The organism is uncultured Dietzia sp. (assembly GCF_937873725.1).
Classification (GTDB): domain Bacteria; phylum Actinomycetota; class Actinomycetes; order Mycobacteriales; family Mycobacteriaceae; genus Dietzia.
In genome coordinates this window covers 22,177-43,467 of the sequence record NZ_CALMYY010000030.1, presented here as the reverse complement: position 1 = coordinate 43,467, position 21,291 = coordinate 22,177, and the positions used below count along the sequence as shown (strand labels likewise).

The 21,291-nt window shown below is 72.1% G+C and carries 20 protein-coding genes; 7 read left to right on the top strand and 13 right to left on the bottom strand.

The window, feature by feature from the left end; genetic code table 11:
• Positions 1-35 precede the first annotated feature (35 nt).
• The 6 genes from Q0444_RS02250 to Q0444_RS02225 form a co-directional block, all read right to left on the bottom strand.
• The gene (locus tag Q0444_RS02250; RefSeq protein ID WP_299021001.1) at positions 36-1,949 is read right to left on the bottom strand and encodes a penicillin-binding protein 2; all 1,914 of its coding nucleotides are present in this window, start codon (positions 1,947-1,949) and stop codon (positions 36-38) included.
• A 25-nt stretch (positions 1,950-1,974) separates the two neighbouring features.
• Positions 1,975-2,793: a hypothetical protein gene (locus Q0444_RS02245; RefSeq protein ID WP_291083943.1), complete on the bottom strand. Its 819-nt coding sequence runs from the start codon at positions 2,791-2,793 to the stop codon at positions 1,975-1,977.
• Entirely contained in the window at positions 2,790-3,812 is a 1,023-nt protein-coding gene (rsmH, locus tag Q0444_RS02240; RefSeq protein ID WP_291083946.1) for a 16S rRNA (cytosine(1402)-N(4))-methyltransferase RsmH, read from the bottom strand. The genes Q0444_RS02245 and rsmH overlap by 4 nt, the downstream gene beginning before the upstream one ends.
• 176 nt (positions 3,813-3,988) lie before the next feature.
• Entirely contained in the window at positions 3,989-4,465 is a 477-nt protein-coding gene (locus tag Q0444_RS02235) for a division/cell wall cluster transcriptional repressor MraZ (RefSeq protein ID WP_291083949.1), read from the bottom strand.
• Positions 4,466-4,862: 397 nt separating this feature from the next.
• On the bottom strand, positions 4,863-5,273 hold the full coding sequence (locus tag Q0444_RS02230) for a DUF3040 domain-containing protein (RefSeq protein WP_291083952.1): 411 nt from the start codon (positions 5,271-5,273) through the stop codon (positions 4,863-4,865).
• Positions 5,274-5,451: 178 nt separating this feature from the next.
• On the bottom strand, positions 5,452-5,856 hold the full coding sequence (locus tag Q0444_RS02225) for an SAV_6107 family HEPN domain-containing protein (protein ID WP_291083955.1): 405 nt from the start codon (positions 5,854-5,856) through the stop codon (positions 5,452-5,454).
• 93 nt (positions 5,857-5,949) lie between these two features.
• Between Q0444_RS02225 and Q0444_RS02220 the strand changes: the two genes are divergently transcribed.
• From Q0444_RS02220 to Q0444_RS02210, 3 genes are read left to right on the top strand one after another with little or no spacing between them, the layout of a single operon-like run.
• Complete coding sequence (locus Q0444_RS02220) at positions 5,950-6,549, top strand: N-acetyltransferase (protein ID WP_291083958.1); 600 nt, start codon at positions 5,950-5,952, stop codon at positions 6,547-6,549.
• Positions 6,533-8,119 carry an NAD(P)/FAD-dependent oxidoreductase gene (locus Q0444_RS02215; protein ID WP_299020996.1) on the top strand — a complete coding sequence of 529 codons (1,587 nt, stop codon included), beginning with the start codon at positions 6,533-6,535 and terminating at the stop codon, positions 8,117-8,119. Before Q0444_RS02220 ends, Q0444_RS02215 begins: the two co-directional genes overlap by 17 nt.
• Positions 8,116-8,844, top strand: coding sequence for an LppM family (lipo)protein (locus Q0444_RS02210; protein WP_291083964.1), 729 nt, complete (start codon positions 8,116-8,118; stop codon positions 8,842-8,844). The genes Q0444_RS02215 and Q0444_RS02210 overlap by 4 nt, the downstream gene beginning before the upstream one ends.
• Before the next feature lie 40 nt (positions 8,845-8,884).
• Here Q0444_RS02210 and metF read toward each other — a convergent pair whose 3' ends face one another.
• Complete coding sequence (gene metF, locus Q0444_RS02205) at positions 8,885-9,862, bottom strand: methylenetetrahydrofolate reductase [NAD(P)H] (protein ID WP_291083966.1); 978 nt, start codon at positions 9,860-9,862, stop codon at positions 8,885-8,887.
• Positions 9,863-9,955: 93 nt separating this feature from the next.
• Between metF and Q0444_RS02200 the strand changes: the two genes are divergently transcribed.
• Both Q0444_RS02200 and mptB read left to right on the top strand, forming a co-directional pair.
• Complete coding sequence (locus Q0444_RS02200) at positions 9,956-11,035, top strand: polyprenyl synthetase family protein (protein WP_291083968.1); 1,080 nt, start codon at positions 9,956-9,958, stop codon at positions 11,033-11,035.
• A 2-nt stretch (positions 11,036-11,037) separates the two neighbouring features.
• Positions 11,038-12,567, top strand: a complete 1,530-nt coding sequence (gene mptB / locus Q0444_RS02195) for a polyprenol phosphomannose-dependent alpha 1,6 mannosyltransferase MptB (RefSeq protein ID WP_299020993.1) — start codon at positions 11,038-11,040, stop codon at positions 12,565-12,567.
• On the opposite strand, the gene Q0444_RS02190 is transcribed toward mptB, so the two are convergent.
• The gene (locus Q0444_RS02190; protein WP_291083972.1) at positions 12,564-12,929 is read right to left on the bottom strand and encodes an Rv2175c family DNA-binding protein; all 366 of its coding nucleotides are present in this window, start codon (positions 12,927-12,929) and stop codon (positions 12,564-12,566) included. The two genes, mptB and Q0444_RS02190, sit on opposite strands and share 4 nt — an antisense overlap.
• 98 nt (positions 12,930-13,027) lie before the next feature.
• On the opposite strand from Q0444_RS02190, the gene pknB reads away from it, so the two are divergent.
• Positions 13,028-15,211, top strand: coding sequence for a Stk1 family PASTA domain-containing Ser/Thr kinase (pknB, locus tag Q0444_RS02185; RefSeq protein WP_291083975.1), 2,184 nt, complete (start codon positions 13,028-13,030; stop codon positions 15,209-15,211).
• Positions 15,212-15,232: 21 nt separating this feature from the next.
• On the opposite strand, the gene Q0444_RS02180 is transcribed toward pknB, so the two are convergent.
• The 5 genes from Q0444_RS02180 to Q0444_RS02160 are packed head-to-tail and all read right to left on the bottom strand — an operon-like array spanning position 15,233 to position 19,305.
• Positions 15,233-16,639 (bottom strand): class II 3-deoxy-7-phosphoheptulonate synthase, encoded by a 1,407-nt coding sequence (locus tag Q0444_RS02180; RefSeq protein WP_299020985.1) that lies wholly within the window; start codon positions 16,637-16,639, stop codon positions 15,233-15,235.
• Positions 16,640-16,674: 35 nt separating this feature from the next.
• Positions 16,675-17,172, bottom strand: coding sequence for a polyadenylate-specific 3'-exoribonuclease AS (locus tag Q0444_RS02175; RefSeq protein WP_299020982.1), 498 nt, complete (start codon positions 17,170-17,172; stop codon positions 16,675-16,677).
• A 5-nt stretch (positions 17,173-17,177) separates the two neighbouring features.
• Positions 17,178-17,921, bottom strand: a complete 744-nt coding sequence (locus tag Q0444_RS02170; protein WP_299020979.1) for a 1-acyl-sn-glycerol-3-phosphate acyltransferase — start codon at positions 17,919-17,921, stop codon at positions 17,178-17,180.
• 38 nt (positions 17,922-17,959) lie between these two features.
• The gene (locus tag Q0444_RS02165) at positions 17,960-18,847 is read right to left on the bottom strand and encodes a hypothetical protein (protein WP_291085417.1); all 888 of its coding nucleotides are present in this window, start codon (positions 18,845-18,847) and stop codon (positions 17,960-17,962) included.
• Positions 18,844-19,305 (bottom strand): SRPBCC family protein, encoded by a 462-nt coding sequence (locus Q0444_RS02160; protein ID WP_291085415.1) that lies wholly within the window; start codon positions 19,303-19,305, stop codon positions 18,844-18,846. The genes Q0444_RS02165 and Q0444_RS02160 overlap by 4 nt, the downstream gene beginning before the upstream one ends.
• A 140-nt stretch (positions 19,306-19,445) precedes the next feature.
• Between Q0444_RS02160 and Q0444_RS02155 the strand changes: the two genes are divergently transcribed.
• Positions 19,446-21,245: a long-chain fatty acid--CoA ligase gene (locus Q0444_RS02155; RefSeq protein WP_291085412.1), complete on the top strand. Its 1,800-nt coding sequence runs from the start codon at positions 19,446-19,448 to the stop codon at positions 21,243-21,245.
• Positions 21,246-21,291 lie beyond the last annotated feature (46 nt).

The following is a 21,291-nucleotide window of genomic DNA, read 5'->3' as shown; positions in this document are numbered from 1 at the left end:
GTGAACCCGCTACACGCTACCCTGCGCGGCGCCCGTCACTGCGCCTGCAGGACGAGGTCCGGGGCGGGGGCGGACGGCGGGATGTTGTCGCGGTTGATCAACCACGAGGCGATGTCGTGGAAGAGCGGCGCGGCGGACGCACCGAGCACCCCGCGGGACGGGGCGTCCAGCATGATCGCGATGACGTAGCGGGGGTCGTCGGCGGGCAGGATGCCGGCGAAGGTGATCCAGTAGCGGGAGTTGGAGTAGCAGGAGCACCCCGGGTCGATCTGCTGGGCCGTACCGGTCTTGCCGCTGATCTGGTACCCGGCGATCGCGGCCTGCGGACCCGTTCCCGACTGCGCGCCCGGTCCGGACTGGGTGACGGCGCGGAACATGTCGCGGACCGTCCGGGCGGTCTCCTCGCTCACCACGCGCTGGCCCTCCGGCCGCTCGGCCGGGTGGGACTCGCCGTCCGGACCCACGCGCTCGGCGATGATCCGCGGGGGGACGCGGACACCGTCGTTGGCGATGGTCTGGTACACGCCCGCCATCTGCAGCGTGGTCATGGACAGGCCCTGGCCGATCGGGAGGTTGGCGAAGGACCCGCCCTGCCAGTTCTGCAGATCGGGCACCAGTCCGTCGGACTCACCCGCGAGTTCGACCCCCGTGCGTTGCCCGAGGCCGAACCTCTCCAGGTAGTCGGAGAAGGACTCCCTGCCCACGCGCTGCGCCAGCATGAGGGTGCCCACGTTGGAGGACTTCCCGAAGATGCCGGTGGTGGTGTACGGGGTCGGCCCGTGCTGCCAGGCGTCCGAGACGGTGACCCCGTCCATGGTTATGCTGCCGTCCACCGAGTGGACCTCGTGCGGGTCGGTCAGCCCGGCCTCGATCGCCGCCGCCGCGGTGATGATCTTCTGCACCGATCCCGGCTCGAACGGCGAGGTGATCGCCGGGTTGCCGAGGTCCGCCCCGCGTTCGAGCTCGGCGCCGACGCCCACCGCCGGGTTGAAGGTGTTGTCGTTGGCCATCGCGCGGATCTCGCCGGTGGCCGCGTCGAGTACCACCGCGGAGGCGGCCTGCGCGCCCGAGGAGTCCTTGGCGGACTGCACCGCCTTCTGCACGTGCCACTGCAGGTCCGCGTCGAGGGTGAGCCGGATCGTGTCACCGTCGCGCGGGGCGGACACGCCCCGCAGCGTGCCCGGGATGACGGTGTTGTCCTGGGCCCTGTCGAAGGTCTGACGCCCGTCCTCGCCGTCGAGCTGGTCGTTGAAGAACGCCTCGACGCCCTGGAGTCCGATGAGCTTGCCGTCGTCGCTCTTGGAGGTCGCCCCGACCACGTTGGCCGCCAGCGCTCCCCCCGGGTACTCACGGATGTCCACCCGCTCCGCGCCGATCATGGGGAACTTCCTCGTGATCGCGTTGGCCTGGGTGACGTCGACGTTGCGGACGAGATAGGTGAAGCCTCCCTCGGACCTCAGCTTGGCCTCCACCTCCTCGCGAACCACCGCGTCGCCGAGCACGGCGACGAACTCGTCGGCGATCTGGTCGACCAGCTCGTCCCAGGTGGGCTTCCTGCTGTCCAGATCCCTCCGCGCCTCCGCGTTGCGCCGCTCGACCAGTGGCTGGATGGACAGGTCCCGCGCCTCGCGGGTGAACGCGATCGGATCGCCGTGGACGTCGACGATGGATCCGCGCGCCGCGGGCAGGACCTGCTGGACCTGTCGCTGGCTCTCGGCGCGGGCGGCGAGCTCGGTTCCGCCGATGGTCTGCACCCAGAGGAGCTTGGTCAGCGCGATCACGAGGATCACGGCGAACGCGGACCGCATCCAGGTGAACCGCCGGTCGGTCCCCCCGACCGTCCGGATCCTGCCGGACCGGGTGGGCGGACGGCCCTGACCCGATCGCCCACCGCCGGGAGCCCCCGAGGGGACCCGGGGGCCGTTCCCCGGGGTGCGTCGATCGGTCATCGAGGGGCCTTTCGGGATCGGTTCGTCAGAAGAGCTGGCCGGGTACCGGGGCGAGCGTCGCGGCGTCGACTCGCGGCGCCTCGGGCGCGGGCGCCGGCGGTTCGGGCGCCACGGCCCCGGGGGGCGCAGGGGGCACGGAGGCCGGCGGGATCGGAGCGGGCATCGGCGCCGGCGGCGCGACCTGTGTCGGTGGGCCGGCGAGGGGCGGATACGGGACTGGTGCGACCCCGCGCGGAGCGCGGTCCTGTGGGGCCTGCGCGGGCGGTGCGTCGAACTGACCCCGGTCCGGGGACCTCGACGGTCCGGACGCTACCGGAGCGGGCTGCAGCGGCTTGATCGGCGCGCCGAGCTTCGCGTCGGGCTCCCCGACCACCTCGATCACCCCGTCCGAGCCCCGGGTGAGGATCGGCGCGCTCGCCACCCCGACCATCCCCAGCTTCTCGGCGCGCTGGGCCAGGACCTCCGCCGACCGGGCCCGCTCGTTGGAGGCCCGGAGCGCCTCCATCCGCTCGACGAGTTCGACGTTGGCGTCGCGCGCGTTCTTGAGGTCGTAGGTGTCCTGGGTGGTCTGGGCGGACAACAGGAGCGTGCCGCCCACGCCGGTTCCGATGAGGAGGAGCAGGACGACGACGAAGGGGACTCGACCCGCGAGGTCTGCCGGACTCAGCCGTTGCGCGGGGACCACCACCGTGCGGCGGCCGCGAACCGAGCGGGTGACCGGCTTGCGCCGCAATCCGACGACGCCCGGAACCCGCTCGGAGGCCGCGTCGACGGCGTCCGGCCGGCTCCCGGTCCGGGTGTCCGAATCCTCGGCCCGCCCCGGCGTGTCGATCGTTCTCGTCATGGGGTTCTCCCGTCGATGCGCCGGACGCAGCGCACCCGGACCGAGGCCGAGCGCGGGTTGTGGTCGATCTCCGCCTGTGACGCCTTCTCCGCGCCGCGGGTCACGGACTCGAACTCCGGCCCGTGCCCGGGCAGCTCCACCGGCAGGCCCGCCGGGGTGCGGGAGGCGGTGCGGGCGGTCAGCTCGCGCTTGACGATCTTGTCCTCGAGCGAGTGGTAGGCCATGAACACCGCGCGCCCGCCGCGGCGGAGGAGGTCGAGATAGCCGGGGACGGCGTTCTCCACCGCCTCGAGCTCGGCGTTGACCTCGATCCGGAGCGCCTGGAACACCCGTTTCCCGGGGTGCCCGCCGGTGCGTCGCGCGCCGTGGGGGATGGTGTCGTAGAGGAGCTCGACGAGCTGCGAGCTGGTCCTGACGGGGTCGTGATCCCGGCGACGCACGACGGCCGCGGCGATCTGGCGCGCGAACCGCTCCTCGCCGTACACCCGGAAGATCCGGGAGAGGTCGTCACGGGTGTACTCGGCCAGGATGTCGGCCGCCGTCGGACCCGTGGTGGGGTCCATCCTCATGTCGAGGGGCGAATCGACCGAGTACGCGAACCCCCGATCGGCCACGTCGAGTTGCATCGAGGACACCCCGAGGTCGAGCAGGACGCCGTCGATCGCCGGGCCGACCTCGTCCCGGGCGTCGGCGGGGAGGTTCTCCACGATCCGATCGAAGTCGTCGAAGCGGGCGTGGACGGGGGTGAACCGGTCACGGTAGGCGGTGAGGCGGCGGGTGGCCATCTCGAGGGCCTCCGGGTCGCGGTCGACCCCGACGATCCTCAGGTGGTCGAACTCGGCGAGGAGATGCGAGGAGTGGCCGCCCAGGCCCAACGTGCCGTCGACGATGACCGGGCGACGCCCCTCCGCGCGGGCGGCGTCGACGACGGGGCGGAACAGGTCGATGGTGCGGTCGAGGAAGACGGGGACGTGGCCCGCTCGCGCGGCGGCGCGGTCGGCGTCGGGCTCTCCTGCCATCTCGCCTCCCTCGCGTCCGGATGTGGTGGGTGCCCCGGTTGTGGTGGAGCCCCCTGGTCCCCGTCCGGTACCCACCTGGCGTTGGGGAAATACGTCAGGGTGGTGCCGGGCAGGGGCCGGGGGGCTCCGTCCGTCGCGGGCGGCCGTGCTGTCGTTCCGGCCTCTCCCCCGCGGGATCAGAATTCGATCCCGAGGGAGGTGCCCTCCATCTCGGAGAACACGGGGAGGTTCTCCGCGCTGTACCGATCCCAGGCCTCGGCGTTCCAGACCTCGAGACGCTCCCCGAGACCGTTGACGACGCAGTCCTTGTCGAGACCGGCGTAGTTCCGCTGACTCGCCGGGATGGACACCCGCCCCTGCGAATCGAGTTGCTGGACTTCGGCGCCGCTCACCAGGAGCCGGAAGAACGCCATGTGCCTCTCGCTGAGGTTGGCGGTCGGCCGGACCTTTCTGACCAGCGCGTCGAACTCGTCCTCCGGGAAGACCGAGAGCGTGTTGGTGAACCACCCACACACGACCACCCCGTCCGCCAGGCCTGGCCGGAATCGGGCGGGGATCGTCAGTCGCCCCTTGTCGTCGAGTTTGGGACGGTGCGTCCCGTACCCGACAAAGGCTCGTTCACGTCCGGAGTCGACGGGATCGGCGTCGGTCACCCGCCACCTCCTGGGGTTCAGGCCCTTCGAGCTCCTTGCGTCCCCCACTGTACCCCACAACGCCCCACATTCAAGGCCTGTGCCCCACTTCGCCCCACCGAGTTACATCGATGCAGTTCATAGGCCATATTGCGGGCGGGTTTCTGGAGATCCACGCCGTGGCACGCCGCCCGAACGTCCGGAATCACACCGTTCCCCTGGGTCAGTTGGGACGATTTCACACAATCGAGAGCCATGTGTCACCGACGGTGGGGCGAAGTGGTGACCGGTGGTGGGGCGTGGTGGGGCACCAGGGTCCGGCGGGGACGCGCCGCGGCGGAACCGGGCCCCGAAATCGGCGGAAGGGGCGAGCGCTGGTGCGCTCGCCCCTCCCGGGACGGAATCGGGGACTACGTGGCTACTGCTCGAACCGTCGGCGGAACCGGTCCTCCATGCGGGACGAGTACGACCGGCCGCCGGCGCTCTTGGGGGACGCCTTCCCGGCACCCGGCACCCGCGCGCCGCCACCCCGTCCGGGCGCCGACGCGCCCTTGGGCGGCGTCGAGCGCAGCGCGAGCACTCCCGCGGCGAACATCACGAGGAAGCCCACGAGGCTGAGCACGGGGAAGCCCCCGGTCCTGCCGCTGAGTGCGAGCCCACCCACGAGGAGGCCCACGCCCACGATGCCCAACACGACCACCAGGGCCGCAGGTCGACGGGGACCGGCCGCCCGGGTCTTTCGGACGGACGACGCGAACTTGGGGTCGTCGGCGTAGAGCGCGCTCTCGATCTCGTCGAGCATGCGCTGCTCGTGCTCGGACAGGGGCACTTCGACCTCCTCTAGTCGCTCGCGGGGTACGAGCTCGGCCGAGTGGGCCGTATGACGTCGACCGCCAACGGGGGATCAACCGGTCAAGGGTTCCCCCCATCATACGAGTGCAACGCTGCGGAGACCACCAAGATCTGCGGGACGGACACCGCCGCCCCCGGCACCCGCTCCCGGATCCTCACGCCGCGGGACCCAGGACCCCCAGCCGCTCGTCGACCAGGTCGAGAAACCGCCCGACCGCCCACAGGAAATCATCAGCCATCCGGGCCGTCACGGTGCGAGGGAGACCGTCCTCCACCGCGGCGGCGAGAGTCGAATACCCGCCGAACGCGGCCGCCCATTCCCCCATTTCCGGAACCTCCGCGGCGAGCCTGTGCCACACGTCCGACGGCCCGCGGCGACGTGGGCCCGGGGCCAGGAGCGCCGAGGCGGCGGTGCGGGCGGCGCGATACGCCTCGAGGAACCGCTCGGCGGGAGAGTGCGCGGCCACGGCCCGACCGCGCAGCACCTCGGCGCGCCCCGCCCGCGACAGGGATCCGAGGGCACCCCCGCCCGGACCCCGACCGTCGACTTTCACTGTCATCTCTGCTGCACCTCCCCTTCTGGCCCGCACCGTATAACCGGGGTCCGACACAACACGGGGTCGGCGGGGCCCGTCCGTGGTGAGATGTGGTGGATGGACACCGTGATCGCCCGGCTGGACGCCGGGGACTTCCGTGACCGACTGCCCGAGGCACTCGGCGTCTACGTCGACGCCATGGGCTACCCGCCCCAGGTGGTCCGGACGCGCGCACCGGCGTGGTTGGAGCACAGCCACCGCGAGGGATGGTCGGGCGTCGCGGCGTTCGAGTCCCCCCGGCGTCGGCTGCTCGGGCACACCCGCGGACGCCTGATCGCGATCTGCTACGGCTACAGGGGCGGCCCCGGACAGTGGTGGTACGAGCAGGTGTCGCAGGGGCTACGCGAGCAGGACCGGGAGTTGCCCGCCGACTACGTCGAACTCACGGAGCTCCACGTCTCCCCCAGGTATCAGGGGCGCGGTATCGGCACCGCCCTGCTCCGGGAGTTCCTCTCCGGGCGACCCGAACGGAGCGTCCTCCTCTCGACCCCGGAGGTCGACGACGAGTCCAACGGGGCCTGGCGCCTGTACCGGTCGATGGACTTCACGGACGTGCTCCGGTCGTACAGGTTCGAGGGCGACCCGCGGCCGTTCGCCGTCCTGTCGCGACCGCTCCCACTCACCGAGCCCGGAGGTCCGCGTGAGCAACCGTCCTGACGTCGTGGTGATCGGGTCCGGACACAACGGCCTGATCTCCGCCGCCTACCTCTCGCGGTGGGGGCTCGACGTGCACGTGGTCGAGAAGGACACGGTCCTCGGCGGCGCGACGTCGACCGTCGAGCGCTACCCGGGCCATCGCACGGATCGCGGGTCGTCGGCGCACCTCATGATCCGGCACACCGGCATCCTCGAGGAGCTGGATCTCGCCGCCCACGGCCTCCGCTACATCGACTGCGACCCGTGGGGGTTCGCCCCCGCACCACCGGGGAGCGACTCCCCCCCGATCGTCTTCCACCGCGACCTCGAGGCCACCTGCGCGAGCATCGCCGCGGCCTGCGGGAAGGCCGATGCGGACGCCTACCGGAGCTTCGTCCACCGGTGGGACGTCCTGGCCGGCCGCATGATGAAGGGATTCGGGGTCCGACCCACGGCCGCGGGGCTGGGCTCGGCGTTCCTCGGGGCGGACGACCTCCGGGACCCCTTCGGGGCCGTCCAGACCTTCCTGTCCTCCGGTGACGCGCTCCTCGACGCCACCTTCGCCTCGGAGCGGCTCAAGGCCGCGCTGTCCTGGTTCGGGGCCCAGTCCGGGCCGCCCATGTCCCACCCGGCCACGGCACCGATGATCGGGTTCGCCGCCCTCATGCACCGCATCCCCCCCGGCCGCGCCGTCGGGGGGTCGGGGGCGCTCGCCGAGGCACTCGTGTCCGTCGTCCGCTCGAACGGCGGCTCGGTCACGGCGGGGGCGGGTGCGACCGCGATCCGTCGATCCGGCGGGGGATGGCGTGTCGACACGGTGGACGGGAGGGCGCTGTACTGCTCGGCCGTCATCGCGGCCTGCCACGTCCACACCACCCTGGACCTTCTTTCCCACGAGCTCCCGGCGGGTCGTCTCGATGCCTGGCGCCGTCGGATCCGCCCCGGGTTCGGGTTGGGGATGGTGGTGAGGCTCGGGACCACCGACCTGCCCCGCTACCCGGGCGTGGACCCCTCCACCAGCGCGCACGGGCTCCAACTCCTCGTCACCGACCGTCGGATCCTGGACCGTCGCCACGGGGTGGCCGCCGCCGGCGGGCTAGACGCCGACCCCGCCGTCCTGGCCATGAGCTTCAGCGCGCTCGACCCGACGCTGGCACCCTCGGGACGACACGAACTGACCCTGTGGTCGCAGTGGCACCCCCGGAACCTGGCCGACGGCCGGAGCTGGTCCGAGGCGGGTCCGGAGGAGGCGGACCGGATCATCGCGGCGGCGGAACGCTTCGCCCCGGGACTGACCGACTCGATCGTCCACCGCCACGTCCAGACCCCCGAGGACCTGGAGACGGAACTGGGGTTGATCGGCGGCAACGTGATGCACGTGGAGATGTCGCTGGACCAGATGCTGCCCATGCGTCCCCACCCGGACCTGGCCGGGCACACCGTCCCCGGGGCCGAGGGGGTCTTCCTCGCGGGCGCGTCGACCCACCCCGGCGGGGGCGTCATCGGCACCAGCGGCCGGACCGTCGCCCGCCTCGTCGGTCGTCGGCTCGGCACGTCGACTCGGCACCGGCGGCGTACGCGGGCACAATGACGACCGTGACAGAGCCGAGCCCCACCCCGACCGCCTCCGCGTCCGGCGGCACCGCCCGTGTGCCGCGCCGACTCGCGGGTGTGGCCGCCCTCGTCACGATGATGTTCGTCCTCACCGGGTGCCTGCAGCTCAACGCCCAGATGAGCGTGCGCAAGGACGACACCATCTCCGGCCGGATCCTCGTGGCCGGGGACCAACCGGCCCAGGCCGCCGCGCTGGACCGACTCTCCACCCCCTCCGGCCTGGAACAGAAGGTCCGCATCACCGAGTACTCCGCCGACGGCTTCCGCGGCAAGGAGATCTACTTCACCCAGCTGACCTTCGCCGAGGTGGACGCGTTGTCCCTGGCGATCGACATCGAGGGCGCCCGGCCGTACAGCCTGGGGTTCCGCCGCAGCGGGGACACGGTGTCCTTCAGCGGCTCGGTGGACCTCTCCGGGATCCCGGCGGACCGCGCCCAGACCGCCACCACCCGGGTCGACCTGACCTTCCCCAACCGGATCAGCGAGACCAACGGGACGATCGGCGCGCGCAACTCCGTGAGCTGGAGTCCCGCGCCGGGCTCGATCACCCGGATGCAGGCGTCGTCGTCCTATCCGGACCCGGCGGCACGCGGGTTCGCGGTGTGGATGATCGTGGGGATCGGTGCGGCGCTGGTCGTCTCGATCGGCACGATCCTGGCGGCGCGGACCTCGCGCGCACGCGCCGACCGATTGGTGCGCTGACCCGAGGCGCGCGGGCCGGTCGCCGATCCGGCCGACCGCGTCAGGACCTGGCCGCCCCCACGCCTGTCGAGGGGACCATCGACAGGTTGGTCAGGACCTCGTGGGTCGCACGGGAGAAGTTCAGGGTGTTGAAGTGCAGGCAGGGCACGCCCTCGGCGATCAACCGCTCGCAGAGTTGCGTGGCGAACCCGATGCCCACCTCGCGCACCGCCGCCCGGTTCTCCTCCGGCCCGTCCCCCGCCGCCCTGCGCAGTCGCTCGGACAACCCGGCGGGCAGCTCGCACCCGGACAGTTCCACCATCCTGCGGACCTGGCGCAGGCTCGTGACGGGCATGAGACCCGGGATGATCGGCTTGGCGGCCTGCTCGGCGTCGACGGCCGCCACCCGGTCCCGCAACCGGAGGTAGTGCTCGACGTCCCAGAACATCTGGGTGATCGAGTACTCGGCCCCCGCGCGCAGCTTGGTGGTGAGGACCTCCGTGTCATGGTCCAGATCGCGCGCCCGGTAGTGCCCCTCCGGGAACGAGGCGACACCCACGTGGAAGTCGCCGACCTCGTGGATCAGCCGGACGAGCTCCTCCGCGTAGTGCAGGCCGTCGGGATGCGGCGTCCAGTCCCCCAACGGGTCCCCCGGCGGGTCGCCGCGGAGCGCGAGGATGTTGGAGACGCCGACGTCGGCGTACAGCTGGATCATCTCGCGCAGCTCAGCGACGGTGTGGCCCACCGCGGTGAGATGGGCGATCGGCAGCAGATCGGTTTCCCGGACCACCCGTTCCACCACCTTGACGGTGCGGTCGCGGGTGGACCCGCCGGCCCCGTACGTGACGGAGACGAACGCCGCTCCGAGCTCGGAGAACACGGACGCCGCGCGCCAGAGACGCTCCTCGGCGGCCTCGTCGCGGGGCGGGTAGAACTCCACTGAGAACGGCACCCTCGGGGTGGTCGACGCGGCGATCCGATCGACGATGCTCGGGTGGCGCTCGCCGCCCGTGGGGCCGGGGTCGGGTAGCTGGGTCACCGGATCAGGGTAGCCCGACACGCACCCGTGCCGACCTCCGCCCGGCGACTAGGATCGCAGGGGCGAGGGCGCCCGGACGGACGCCCGGAAGGGATGGTGGCCGTGGTCACGTCGACTCGACCGGACGACGCGGATCGGATTCTCGATTCGCTCCGTCGCCATCTCGACCAGCGTCGCGGGATCGTGGCCGGGGTCGACGATCGGGTGGACCGCCTGGCGGGTCTGCTCTCGGACTTCGTCCTGGGCGGCGGCAAGCGCCTGCGGCCGCGGTTCGCGCTGGCGGGCTGGTCCGCGGCGAGCCCCGCGGACGCGGTCGTGCCGGACCACATCATCACCGCCTGCGCCGCGCTCGAGCTCATCCAGGCCTGCGCCCTGATCCACGACGACATCGTGGACGCCTCGGACACCCGGCGCGGCCACCCGACCGTGCACCGCTCGATCGAGGCCGTCCACCGCGCGGAGGGCTGGGGCGGAGACGCCGGCAGGTACGGCGTCTCGCAAGCGATCCTGGTCGGGGACCTCGCCCTGACCTGGGCGGACGAGATGTTCGTGACCTCCGGCGCCGATCCCGCCGCGCTCGCGCGGTCCCTCGGGCCCTGGTACGCCATGAAGACCGAGGTCCTGGCCGGTCAGATGCTCGACATCCTCGCCGAGGCCTCGGGTGCCACCGACGAGGCGACACCCGCTCGCGTCAACCGATTCAAGACCGCCGCCTACACCGTCGAGCGCCCTCTTCACATCGGGGCCGCACTCGCCGGCGCGGGAGCCGACACCGTGTCGGCCCTCCGGGAGTTCGGCGTCGCGATCGGCCAGGCGTTCCAGCTCCGGGACGACATGCTGGGGGTCTACGGGGACCCCGAGGTGACGGGCAAGCCGTCCGGTGACGACCTGAGGGAGGGCAAGCGCACCCTGCTGCTGGCCCGCGGGGTCGCGCTGGCCTCGGCCGACGACGCCGACTTCCTGCTCTCGGTGACCGGGACGGACCTCGACGCCGCCGCGCTCGAGAGGGCCCGCCGGGTGCTCGTCGACTCCGGCGCGGTCGCCTCGGTCGAGGCGGAGATCGACACCCTCACTGTGCGGGCCCTCGACGCCGTCTCCTCCGAGGCGATCAGCGATCACGGCCGGATCACCCTGCGCGCGCTGGCCGAGGCCGCCACCCGTCGACAGGCCTGAGGGTGACCCCGGCCCCTGCTCCGGACGCCGGGACGGCGGCGTCGGCCTCGTCGTCGTCGTCCCGCGTCGTCACGGCGACCACCTCCCTCACCGCCTCGGCCCGCACCGCCCTGACCGGCCCCTCGGGTCCCGCACTGCTGCGCGGGGTCCTGGGGTCGGTCCTGCTCACCCTCGGGGGGTTCGGTACCGGCGCGCTGCCCGTGGACGGTGGCCCGGCCGCCCGGGTTGGCCTGATCGGCTTCGCCTTCGGCCACGGCGAGATCCTGGCGCTGGCGCTCACCTGGACCGGCGTGGTCCTGCTGGTCACGGCCTGGCTGGCGCTGGGCCCGCGGGCGGTGTCCGGCCGACTGGCCACCCGGGACGCGGTCTGGGCCACCGCGCTGTGGTCGCTCCCCCTCCTGCCCGCCGTCCCGCTCTTCAGCCGCGACGCCTGGTCGTATCTCGCGCAGGGGGCCATGACCGCGGCCGGGGTCGACCCGTACGAGTTCGGCCCGGAGGCGAACCCCGGGGCCTTCTCGGTGGAGGTCAGCCCGGACTGGCAGTCCACGGCGACGCCGTACGGGCCCCTCCACCTGCTGGCGATGCGGATCCTCGTGGCACTGTCCGGGGGGCACCCGGGCGTGGGCGTCCTCCTCCTCAGGCTGGCCGTGTTCGCCGCGCTCGGCGCCCTGGTCGCGCTGGTGGTGACGGCCGCACGCCGGACCGGTGTCCACCCGGGCGCGGCGGTGTGGATGGCGTGCATGTCTCCGCTGTCGGTGATCCACCTGGCCGGCGGCCTGCACAACGAGATCTTCCCGCTCGTCGCGTGCCTGGGCGCGGTGGTGCTCACCCTCGACAGGCGGTACGCGTGGGCCGGCGCGGCGATCGGCGTCGCGGTGGCGTTCAAGGCGACGGCCGTGATCGTGGCGCCCTTCCTGCTGTGGATCGCCCTGGACGCGCGCCGGCGGGACCGGGCCGTGACGCGGCCGGCGATCCGCGCGCTCGGTGACACGGCCGTCGCCGCCGCGGCCGCGGGCGCCGTGTTCGCCCTGGCCACCCTCGCCTCGGGCACGGGGCTCGGGTGGCTCAACGCGATCTCCGTGTCGGACCGGGTGATCAACTACCTCAGCGCCCCCACCGCGGCGGCCCACCTCATCCACGCCGTCACGGACTCCCCCGGCTTCGAGGACGTCCTCGCCGTGACCCGCCGGATCGGACAGGTACTGCTGGCCGCGACGCTCGTCGCCGTGTGGTGGTGCCATCGGCGGGATCGACTCACGGCGGTCCGCGGCATCATGCTGGCGCTGCTGGCCTTTGTCGTACTCAACTCGCTGGCCTGGCCCTGGTACCACTTGTGGGTGGCCGCGTTCTGGGTGCTGGCCCGCCCCGGCCGGCGGGCCACCACGGTGGCCGTGGCGGTCGTCGTGTTCCTGGTCATGGCCATCGGACCCAACGGGTCGACGAGCCTCTACAGTCCCGTGGTCACGGGGATCGCCGTGGTCGCATCGCTGGCCACCGGCTGGTGGTGGTGGCGGGCGACCGCCGAGGGCTAGAACCCCATCGCCTGCGCGCGCCGGACCACCTCGCGGGCCCGGTGCCCGTGGAGCGCCTCCGCGGGACGGCCCGGGAGGCTGTCGTCCTCCGTGAAGAGCCACCGGAGGATCTCCTCGTCGAGGTACCCGCCGTCCCGGAGGACCGAGACGAGTCCGGGCAGGAACCGCGCCACCTCGTCCCCGTCGAGGAAGACCGCGGGGACCGCCACGACACCGGAGCGGCGCACGGCGAGCAGCACCCCCTCGCGGAGGAGGTCGTGGACGCGGGTGACCGGGATGCCCAGTCGCTCGGACACCTCGGGGAGATTGATCGTCTGGACGTCGGCGGGCAGGACGTCATCGCAGTGGGGAACGGTACTCACCCCCACCACCGTAGTCCCACGGCCCGCGCCGGTCATCACCACCGGCCGCGCCGCCCGTCACGCACCGGTTTCGGGACGGGAGGGGCAGAATAGGGTCCATGAGCATCAACGACGGGCAGTTACCGGGGCCGGGCGCCCTGCTCGACGGGCGATACCGGCTGGACGCCGTGATCGCCCGCGGCGGGATGTCGATCGTCCACCTGGCCACCGACGAGCGGCTGGACCGCCACGTCGCCGTCAAACTACTGGACCCGACCCTCGCCGGGGACAGGGCGTTCGTCGACCGGTTCACCCTCGAGGCGCGCTCGGCGGCCCGCCTCTCCGACCCCGGCATCGTCCAGGTCTTCGACCAGGGCGTCGAGGGCGACTTCGCGTTCCTCGTGATGGAACTGGTCCCCGGTGGCACGCTCCGGGAACTGCTGGACGAGCGCGGCCCGATGCCCCCGTACGCCGCGGCCGCGGTGCTGCGCCCCCTCCTCGGCGCGCTCCGGGAGGCCCACGAGGCCGGCCTGGTCCACCGCGACATCAAGCCGGAGAACGTCCTCATCTCCACCACCGGGGCGGTCAAGCTCGCCGACTTCGGACTGGTGCGGGCCGTGGCCGAATCCCGGGCGACCTCCCGCAGCGTCGTGATGGGCACCGCCGCCTACCTGTCCCCCGAGCAGATCTCGGGCGCGGACACGGACGCCCGCTCCGACCTCTACTCCCTGGGCGTCCTCGCGTACGAGATGCTCACCGGGGAGCCCCCGTTCAGCGGGGACAACTCCATCGCGGTGGCCTACCGGCGGCTGGAGACGGACGTCCCCGCCCCGTCCGAGCAGTCGGACACGGTGGCCGAGGACCTGGACCACCTGATCCTCCGCGCCACCCGCCGCAGCCGCGAGGACCGCTACGCCGACGCCGGGGAGATGCTCGACGACCTGGACCGAGCGGCCGCGATCGGCCGGTTCCCGCCGTACGTCGTCCCGGCTCCGCGGCGGTCGTCGTGGGCCAGGGCGCGTGCCAACGCGGCCAGGTCGGCCCCCGACGGCGAATCGGAGTTCGATGCGGCGGATCGCGAGAGCGGAGAGGCGCTGACCTCGGGCGACGGCCCGGTCCCCACGCGGGTCCAGACCCGGGCGGATCTCGCCCCGGCCCCCCTCCCCCGGGGCGCCGCGGGCTCCCACGCCGGGAGCGAGGTGGAGCCGGTCCCCGACCGGACACCGGTCCGCCCCCGCCGGCGACTCGGCCTGCTGTGGCTCATCGTCGTGCTGGCCGCCGCCATCGCGCTGGCCGTGGCCGGGTGGTGGCTGGGCTCGGGCCGCTTCGTCACCGTGCCGTCCGTCCAGGGCATGTCCGTGGGCCAGGCGACCGAGGCGGTCGGCGCAGTCGGGCTGACCGCCGCCATCCGGGACGCCTTCAGCAACGACGTCCCCCGCTCGGGTCTGGTCGGAACCGACCCCGACGCCGGCTCCCGGGTGCCCCGCGGCGACACCGTCGCGGTCCTGGTCTCCGTGGGTCGCCCGGTCGTCCCCGAGGTGGGGGCCGGCCGGGACGTCGAGACCGTCTCCCGGCTGCTGCGGGACTCCTCCCTCGAGCCGGTCCGTGGCGGGGCCGAGTACTCCGACTCCGTCCCCGTGGGCCAGGTCATCTCCCTCGACCCCCGCTCCGGGACGACCGTCGACGTGGGGACCCGGGTGTCGATGGTGACCAGTTCGGGCCCCGCGCCGGTGACGGTGCCCGACGTGGCGGGGCTCGAGGAGGAGCAGGCCAGGAGGGCCCTGGAGGGAGTCGGCCTGACCGTCTCCGGTGTCACGAGGGTCTACGACGGCGAGGTGGACGGCGGCCTGGCCGTGGGCACCGACCCCGATTCCGGAGCCGACGTCGCGCGGGGTGACGGCGTGACCCTCCTGGTGTCCAACGCCCTCACGGTTCCGGACGTGCGGGACGTGCCGGTGGACGAGGCCACCGACGTTCTCACCAGGGCCGGATTCACCCTGGTCCGTGAGGCGCCGGTCACCGACCGTCAGGTGTCCGACGGCCGGGTGGTCCGCACCGACCCGCCTGCGGGGCGACGGGTGGACCCCGCGTCCCCGGTCCTGCGGATCGTCCCGTCGAACGCCGTCACCGTCCCCGTGGTGCTGGGCGCTCGGGCCTCCGACGCCCAGCGCACCCTGCAGGACGCGGGCCTGACGTCGACGATCGACGCGGGGACCGCGAGCGGGATCGTCTACGGGCAGACCCCGCTGCCCGGTCGCGTGGTGGCCAGGGGCAGCCAGGTCGAGCTGGACGCGCTGGGCTGAGCCACCGGGAGCGGCCCCGGGTCAGTTCCGGAGCATCTCCGCCACGAGGTAGGCCAGCTCCAGCGACTGCTGTGTGTTGAGCCGCGGGTCGCACGCGGTCTCATACCGGCCCTCGAGGTCCAGGTCGGAGATGTCCTGGGCGCCTCCGAGACACTCGGTCACGTCCTCGCCCGTGAGCTCGATGTGGATTCCGCCCGGGTGGGAGCCGAGGGCGTGGTGGACCTCGAAGAAGCCCTGCACCTCGTCGATGATCCGGTCGAAGTGCCGGGTCTTGTATCCGTTCGACGTGGAATGGGTGTTGCCGTGCATGGGGTCGCACTGCCAGATGACCTTGTGACCCGAGGCCTCGACGGCCTGGACGATCGGCGGGAGTGCGTCCCGCACCTTGTCGTTGCCCATCCGCGAGACGAGCGTCAGGCGACCCGGACGGTTGCGCGGATCGAGCTTCTCGACGTACTCCACGGCGAGTTCCGGGGTGGTCGAGGGCCCGATCTTCAACCCGATGGGATTCTCGATGAGGGAGGCGAACGCGACGTGGGCGTCGTCGATCCCACGGGTACGCTCCCCGATCCACAGGAAGTGGGCGGACAGGTCGTACAGGCCCTGCTCGGCGTCGCCGGTCAGCCCCGTCCCGTCGTCGGCCAGGCGGAGCATGGCCCGCTCGTAGTCCAGGACCAGCGCCTCGTGGGACGAGAAGATGTCCGCGGAGCGCAGGTTCACGTCGGAGACCCCGCACGCGTCCATGAACCGCAGACCGCGGTCGACCTCGGCGGCCAGCGCCTCGTACCGCGCGCCGGCGGGCGACCCGGCCACGAACTCCATGTTCCATTCGTGGACGCGGTGCAGGTCCGCCGTCCCCGATGCGGTCAGAGACCGGACGAGGTTCATGGCGGCGGCCGCGTTGGCGTAGGCGCGGACGAGGCGGGACGCGTCGTGCTGACGTGCCGCGTCGTCGGACTCGAGGCTGTTGACCATGTCACCGCGGTAGGACAGCAGGCCGGTCCCGTCGCGGTCGGCGGAGCGAGGCTTGGCGTACTGGCCGGCGATCCGGCCGACCTTGACCACGGGCATCGACGCGCCGTAGGTCAGGACGACGGACATCTGCAGCAGCGTCCGGATGACGCCCTTGATGTGCGGCTCGGTGTTGGCCTCGAACGTCTCCGCGCAGTCCCCGCCCTGGAGGAGGAACGCCCGACCGTGCGCGACCTCCGCCAGCTTGTCCGAGAGGTGTTCGACCTCGGACGCCACACAGATCGGCGGCACGCTCTCGAGGACCCTGCGCATGGCCGCGGCGTGCTCCGGATCCCACGACGGCTGCTGCAGGGCGGGCCGCGAGAGGGCGTCGGCCAGCAACCGATCGAGGTCCGCGGAGAGCGGGGGGAGTTCGGGTAGCTGCGCGATGTCGACGTCGACTGTCCAGTTGCTCACCCCGCGAGGATACGTGACCGCGGGCGCCGACGACCTCAGAGTCCGAGGTGGGGTGCCCTGGACGCGATCGCGCGGAACCTCATCATGGCGTGGCGGGCGTCGCCGAGGGCGTCGTGGGCGCCTCCCGGATGCGGGGGAAGCTCCGGCTCGCCCGCCATCTCCCACAACTGACGGACGTCGCGGGTGAACCTCGGCATCGCGGGCGGGAGCTCGGTCATGTCCCCCCAGAGCTGGCACACCGCCACGTGGTCGTAGGCCCCGATCCACGCCCACAGGTCGACCGAGCCCGACATCGGCGCGGTGACGAAGTCGTAGAGCCCGTCCCTGATCCCGGTCCGTGACATCCAGGCGGCGGAGGAGGGATTGGGCAGCTTGGGCAGCACGTTCCGTCGGACCCACGGCCCGGCGGACCCGGGGTCGAATTCGGTGGAGACCGCGTAGAACTCCCGCCCGTCCTCGGCGACGACCCCCACCGAGATCAACTCGATGGTGGTGCCGTCCTCGATGAACTCGCAGTCGTAGAAGTACCGCACCCGGGTCAGCGCTGCCCCTCGACCGGCTGGTCGAGAAGGTTGTGCCCGGACCTCAGGACGGCCTCGTAGCGCTTCTTCATATCCGCGCCGTACGTGTCCTCGACGTAGTCCTGGCCGGTCAGGGCCTGGATGCGGCGCATGAACTCGTCGGTGACCTCGCGCTCGGCAGCCCGGTCGCCCTCGCGGCCCGCCCACGGAGTGAGGTCGAGCGGCTCCCCGATGATCACCTGGACCCGATCGGGGCGGCGGAGCCTGCTGATACTGCGGATGTACTCGTTGGTGCCCTTCACCCCGACGGGGATGATCGGGACCCCGGCGCGCAGCGCCAGGCGGGCGGGCCCGGTCTTGCCGCGGAAGAGCCTGCCGTCCGGGGAGCGGGTGCCCTCCGGGTAGATGCACAGGATCTGACCCGAACCGAGGACCTCCATGCCCGCGTTCAGCGCGGCCTGGGCGGCGTCGGCGTTGGTGCGGTCGATCGGGTACTGCCCGGATCCCGCGAAGAACCACCTGCTGAGCATCCCCCGGACACCCGTACCGGTGAAGTAGTCGCTCTTGGCCAGGAAGGTGACCCTGCGGGGCAGCAGCAGCGGGGTGAACAGCCAGTCCGCGACCGATTCGTGGTTGCCGACCAGCAGCGCGGCACCCGAGGCCGGGAAGTTCTCCCGCCCGGAGATGACCGGCCTGCCGGTCGCCCTCAGGAAGGGCCCGATCAGCACGTACTTGAACAACCAGTACAGCAACGTGGTCACCGGTCCTCGTGTCGTTGGGGGGTGGACGAGTCCGGATACTACCCGGCGCGATCGGCGAATCCCGCCGGTACGAGATTCGGCGGCCAGAGATCCGGATCCGGGACGAAGTCCGCCACCACGGCGCCCGCGGCGGCGTCGAAGCCCGAGTCCACGAGGACGCACCTGGACAGCAGCGCGGGCAGCGGCACCACCGCCCGGAAGCCGTCGAGCTCCAGTCGCAATCCGTCGCCCTCCACCGACGGCGGCGACGTCGGAGCAGCGGGGACCGGGTACTCCACCCGGTACCCGCCCCTGCCGTCCTCCGTCACGGTCGGGGACACCGCACCCCGGGCCAGGGCCGCCAGCGCCGCGGTCCGGCGTGGCGAGCGTCCGGCCACCACCACCTCGATCGGTCCGGCGAGGAACGCGGAGACGTCCGCGGCGAGGAGAGCCAGCCGGTGCGCCTCCCGAACCCGGGTGTCCGCGCGATCACCGGCGGCCATCGACGCGAAGCGGACGTGGGCGGGCCAGAGCGTCTCGACGAACGTCGCCAGCTCCCCCGCGGCCGCGATCTTGCGAACCCCGGCGAGGTCGCCGTCGAGTTCCACCACCACCGTGTCCCAGACCCCCGCCGCGGCCGCCCTGCGCGCGTACTCCCATCCGAGAACCGTCGCGAGGGGGGAATCGCTACCGCTGGCCAGCGCCGCGAGCACCGCGTCTGCGGGATCCGACGCCCCCGAGCGGTACGCCTCCAGCCTGGCCACCGGGTCGTCTGCGCGGACCTCCACGGGTCCGTCCTCGCTGGTGTCCAGGCGCGGATCGACCGCGGTGGTGTCGCCGGTGAGGACCAGGGCCGTCCCGCCGGAGCCGAGGAGGATTCCGGCGGTGGCCTCGGAACGATCCGCCGGTCCGCCCCCCAGGACGGTGACGAATCTCGCCTCGGTCACCGCGACTCGACCCGGCGTTTGAGTTCGCTCAGCGCCTCGGAGAGGATCCGGCGCTCGGCGCGACTGCGCAGTCTGCCGATCACCGGGACGGCCAGCTCGAGCTCCAGCTGGTAGTCCACCCTGGTGCCGTCCTCCACCGGCTCGAGGTGATACGCGCCCGTCTGGGATCGCTGGAGCGTCGAGCTCTCCAATCGCCACTCGAGGCTCCTGTCGTCTGCGGACCAGGAGTAGGCGAGCACGTACTCGTCGACGATCGCGCCGGCGTCCAGGGTGAACCGGACCCGGTCCGGCCGGCCGTCGAGTCCGTGGGAGAGGACCTCCGCCTCCCGGATCGACGCGGACCACTCCGGGTAGGCGGCGAAGTCGGAGATGACGGCCATGACGTCCTCGACGTTCGCCGAGATGATCGTGGAGTCCCTGGTGGGCCAGACCCCCGGGGCACCGATGTCCTCGCTCATGCCCCCAAGCTTCACACATCTGCACCCCGGATGCGTCCTCGGTCCGGCGTCCGGCGGCAGGCGGCGTGGCCGTGCGACCCGCCCGGGGATAGGGTGTTCTCATCTTTTTACCATCGAACGTCTCCACCAGGAGGACCGCAGTGCGCGAATATGTCGCCGCCCCCGCAACATTCACCGTCCCCGACGACTGGTCGTGTGCCCAGGCGGCCTACGACCGCGCGGAGCAGACGCCGGACAACGTCGCCTTCCAGCGCCCGGTGGACGGACGGTGGACGGACGTGACCAACCGCGAGTTCGCCGACTCGGTCCGCGCCGTCGCCCGCGGTCTGGTGGCCCGGGGGATCGAGGCCGGCGATCGTGTCGCCCTCCTGTGCTCCACCCGGTACGAGTGGAACGTCATCGACTTCGCCATCTGGGCCGCCGGAGCGGTGACCGTGCCGGTCTACGACAGTTCGTCCTCCGAGCAGATCCGCTGGATCATGGAGGACTCGGGCGCCAGGCTCATCATCGTGGAGACCGCCGCCCACGCCGCCACCGCCGGCGAGGGCACCAGCGGACTGGACACCGCGCCCGACATCCTCGCGATCGAGGGCGACTCCCCCGCCGTCGAGCTGCTCTCGACCGCCGGGGCCGGAGTCGACGCGGGAGTGCTCGCCGAGCGTCGCGCGGCGGTGACCGCCGATTCCCCCGCGACCCTGATCTACACCTCGGGGACCACGGGACGGCCCAAGGGCTGCATGCTCACCCACCGCAACTTCATGTCCGAGACCCTCGCGATCCTCGAGACCCCGTTCAACCAGTACCTGCGCGCGGACGCGACCACGGTCATGTTCCTGCCGCTGGCGCACGTCCTGGCCCGCGCCATCACCTATGCGGGATTCCACGCCGGGGTCCGCATCGCCCACTCGTCCGATTTGTCGAACCTCGTCGGCACTTTCTCCGAGATGCGGCCGCACTACATCCTCGCCGTCCCGCGCGTGTTCCAGAAGGTGTTCGACAAGGCGCAGGCGACGGCGCAGGACGGCGGCACGTTCAAGGCGTGGATGTTCGACAAGGCCACCGACACCGCGGTCGCCTACTCCAAGGCCAACCGGGGCGGCCGGGTCGGGCCACTGCTCAAGCTCCGCCACGCGCTGTTCTCCAAGCTCGTCTACTCCAAGCTCGTCGCGGCGCTCGGCGGACGCTGCGAGATCGCCATCTCGGGCGGCGCACCCCTGGGCGAGCGTCTCACCCACTTCTTCGACGGCATCGGGGTCAACATCTTCGAGGGCTACGGCCTCACCGAGACCTGCGCCGCGATCACCGTCAACACCCCCACGCAGATGCGCATCGGATCCGTCGGGCAGCCACTGCCCGGCTGTGCCGTGCGTATCGCCACGGACGGCGAGGTCGAGGTCAACGGTCCTGTCGTGACCTCCGGGTACTGGCGCAACGAGACGGCCACCGCCGAGGCGTTCTCCGACGGCTGGTTCCGGACCGGGGATCTGGGATCACTGGACGAGGACGGCTACCTCACCATCACCGGCCGCAAGAAGGAGATCATCGTGACGGCGGGCGGCAAGAACGTCGCCCCGAACCAGCTCGAGGACGCGCTCCGGGCCGACCCGCTCGTGTCCGAGGCCGTGTGCGTGGGTGACGGCAAGCCGTTCATCTCGGTCCTGCTCACGCTTGATCCGGAGGCCCTCGAGCGCTGGAAGCAGTACCACGAGAAGACCGGTTCGCTCTACGAGCTCCTCCGGGACGCGGACATGATCGAGCACCTCGACCAGGCGTTGGTCCGTGCCAACAGGACCGTTTCCCACTCCGAGGCCATCAAGAAGTACCACGTGCTGCCCGACCAGTTCTCCGAGGAGACCGGCGAGCTCACGGCCTCGCTGAAGGTCAAGCGGAACGTGGTCCACCAGAAGTACGCGGCGCAGATCGAGGACCTCTACTCCTGATCGGTGCCGGCCCGGCGACCCGGCCGCGGCCTGACCATGTCAGGCC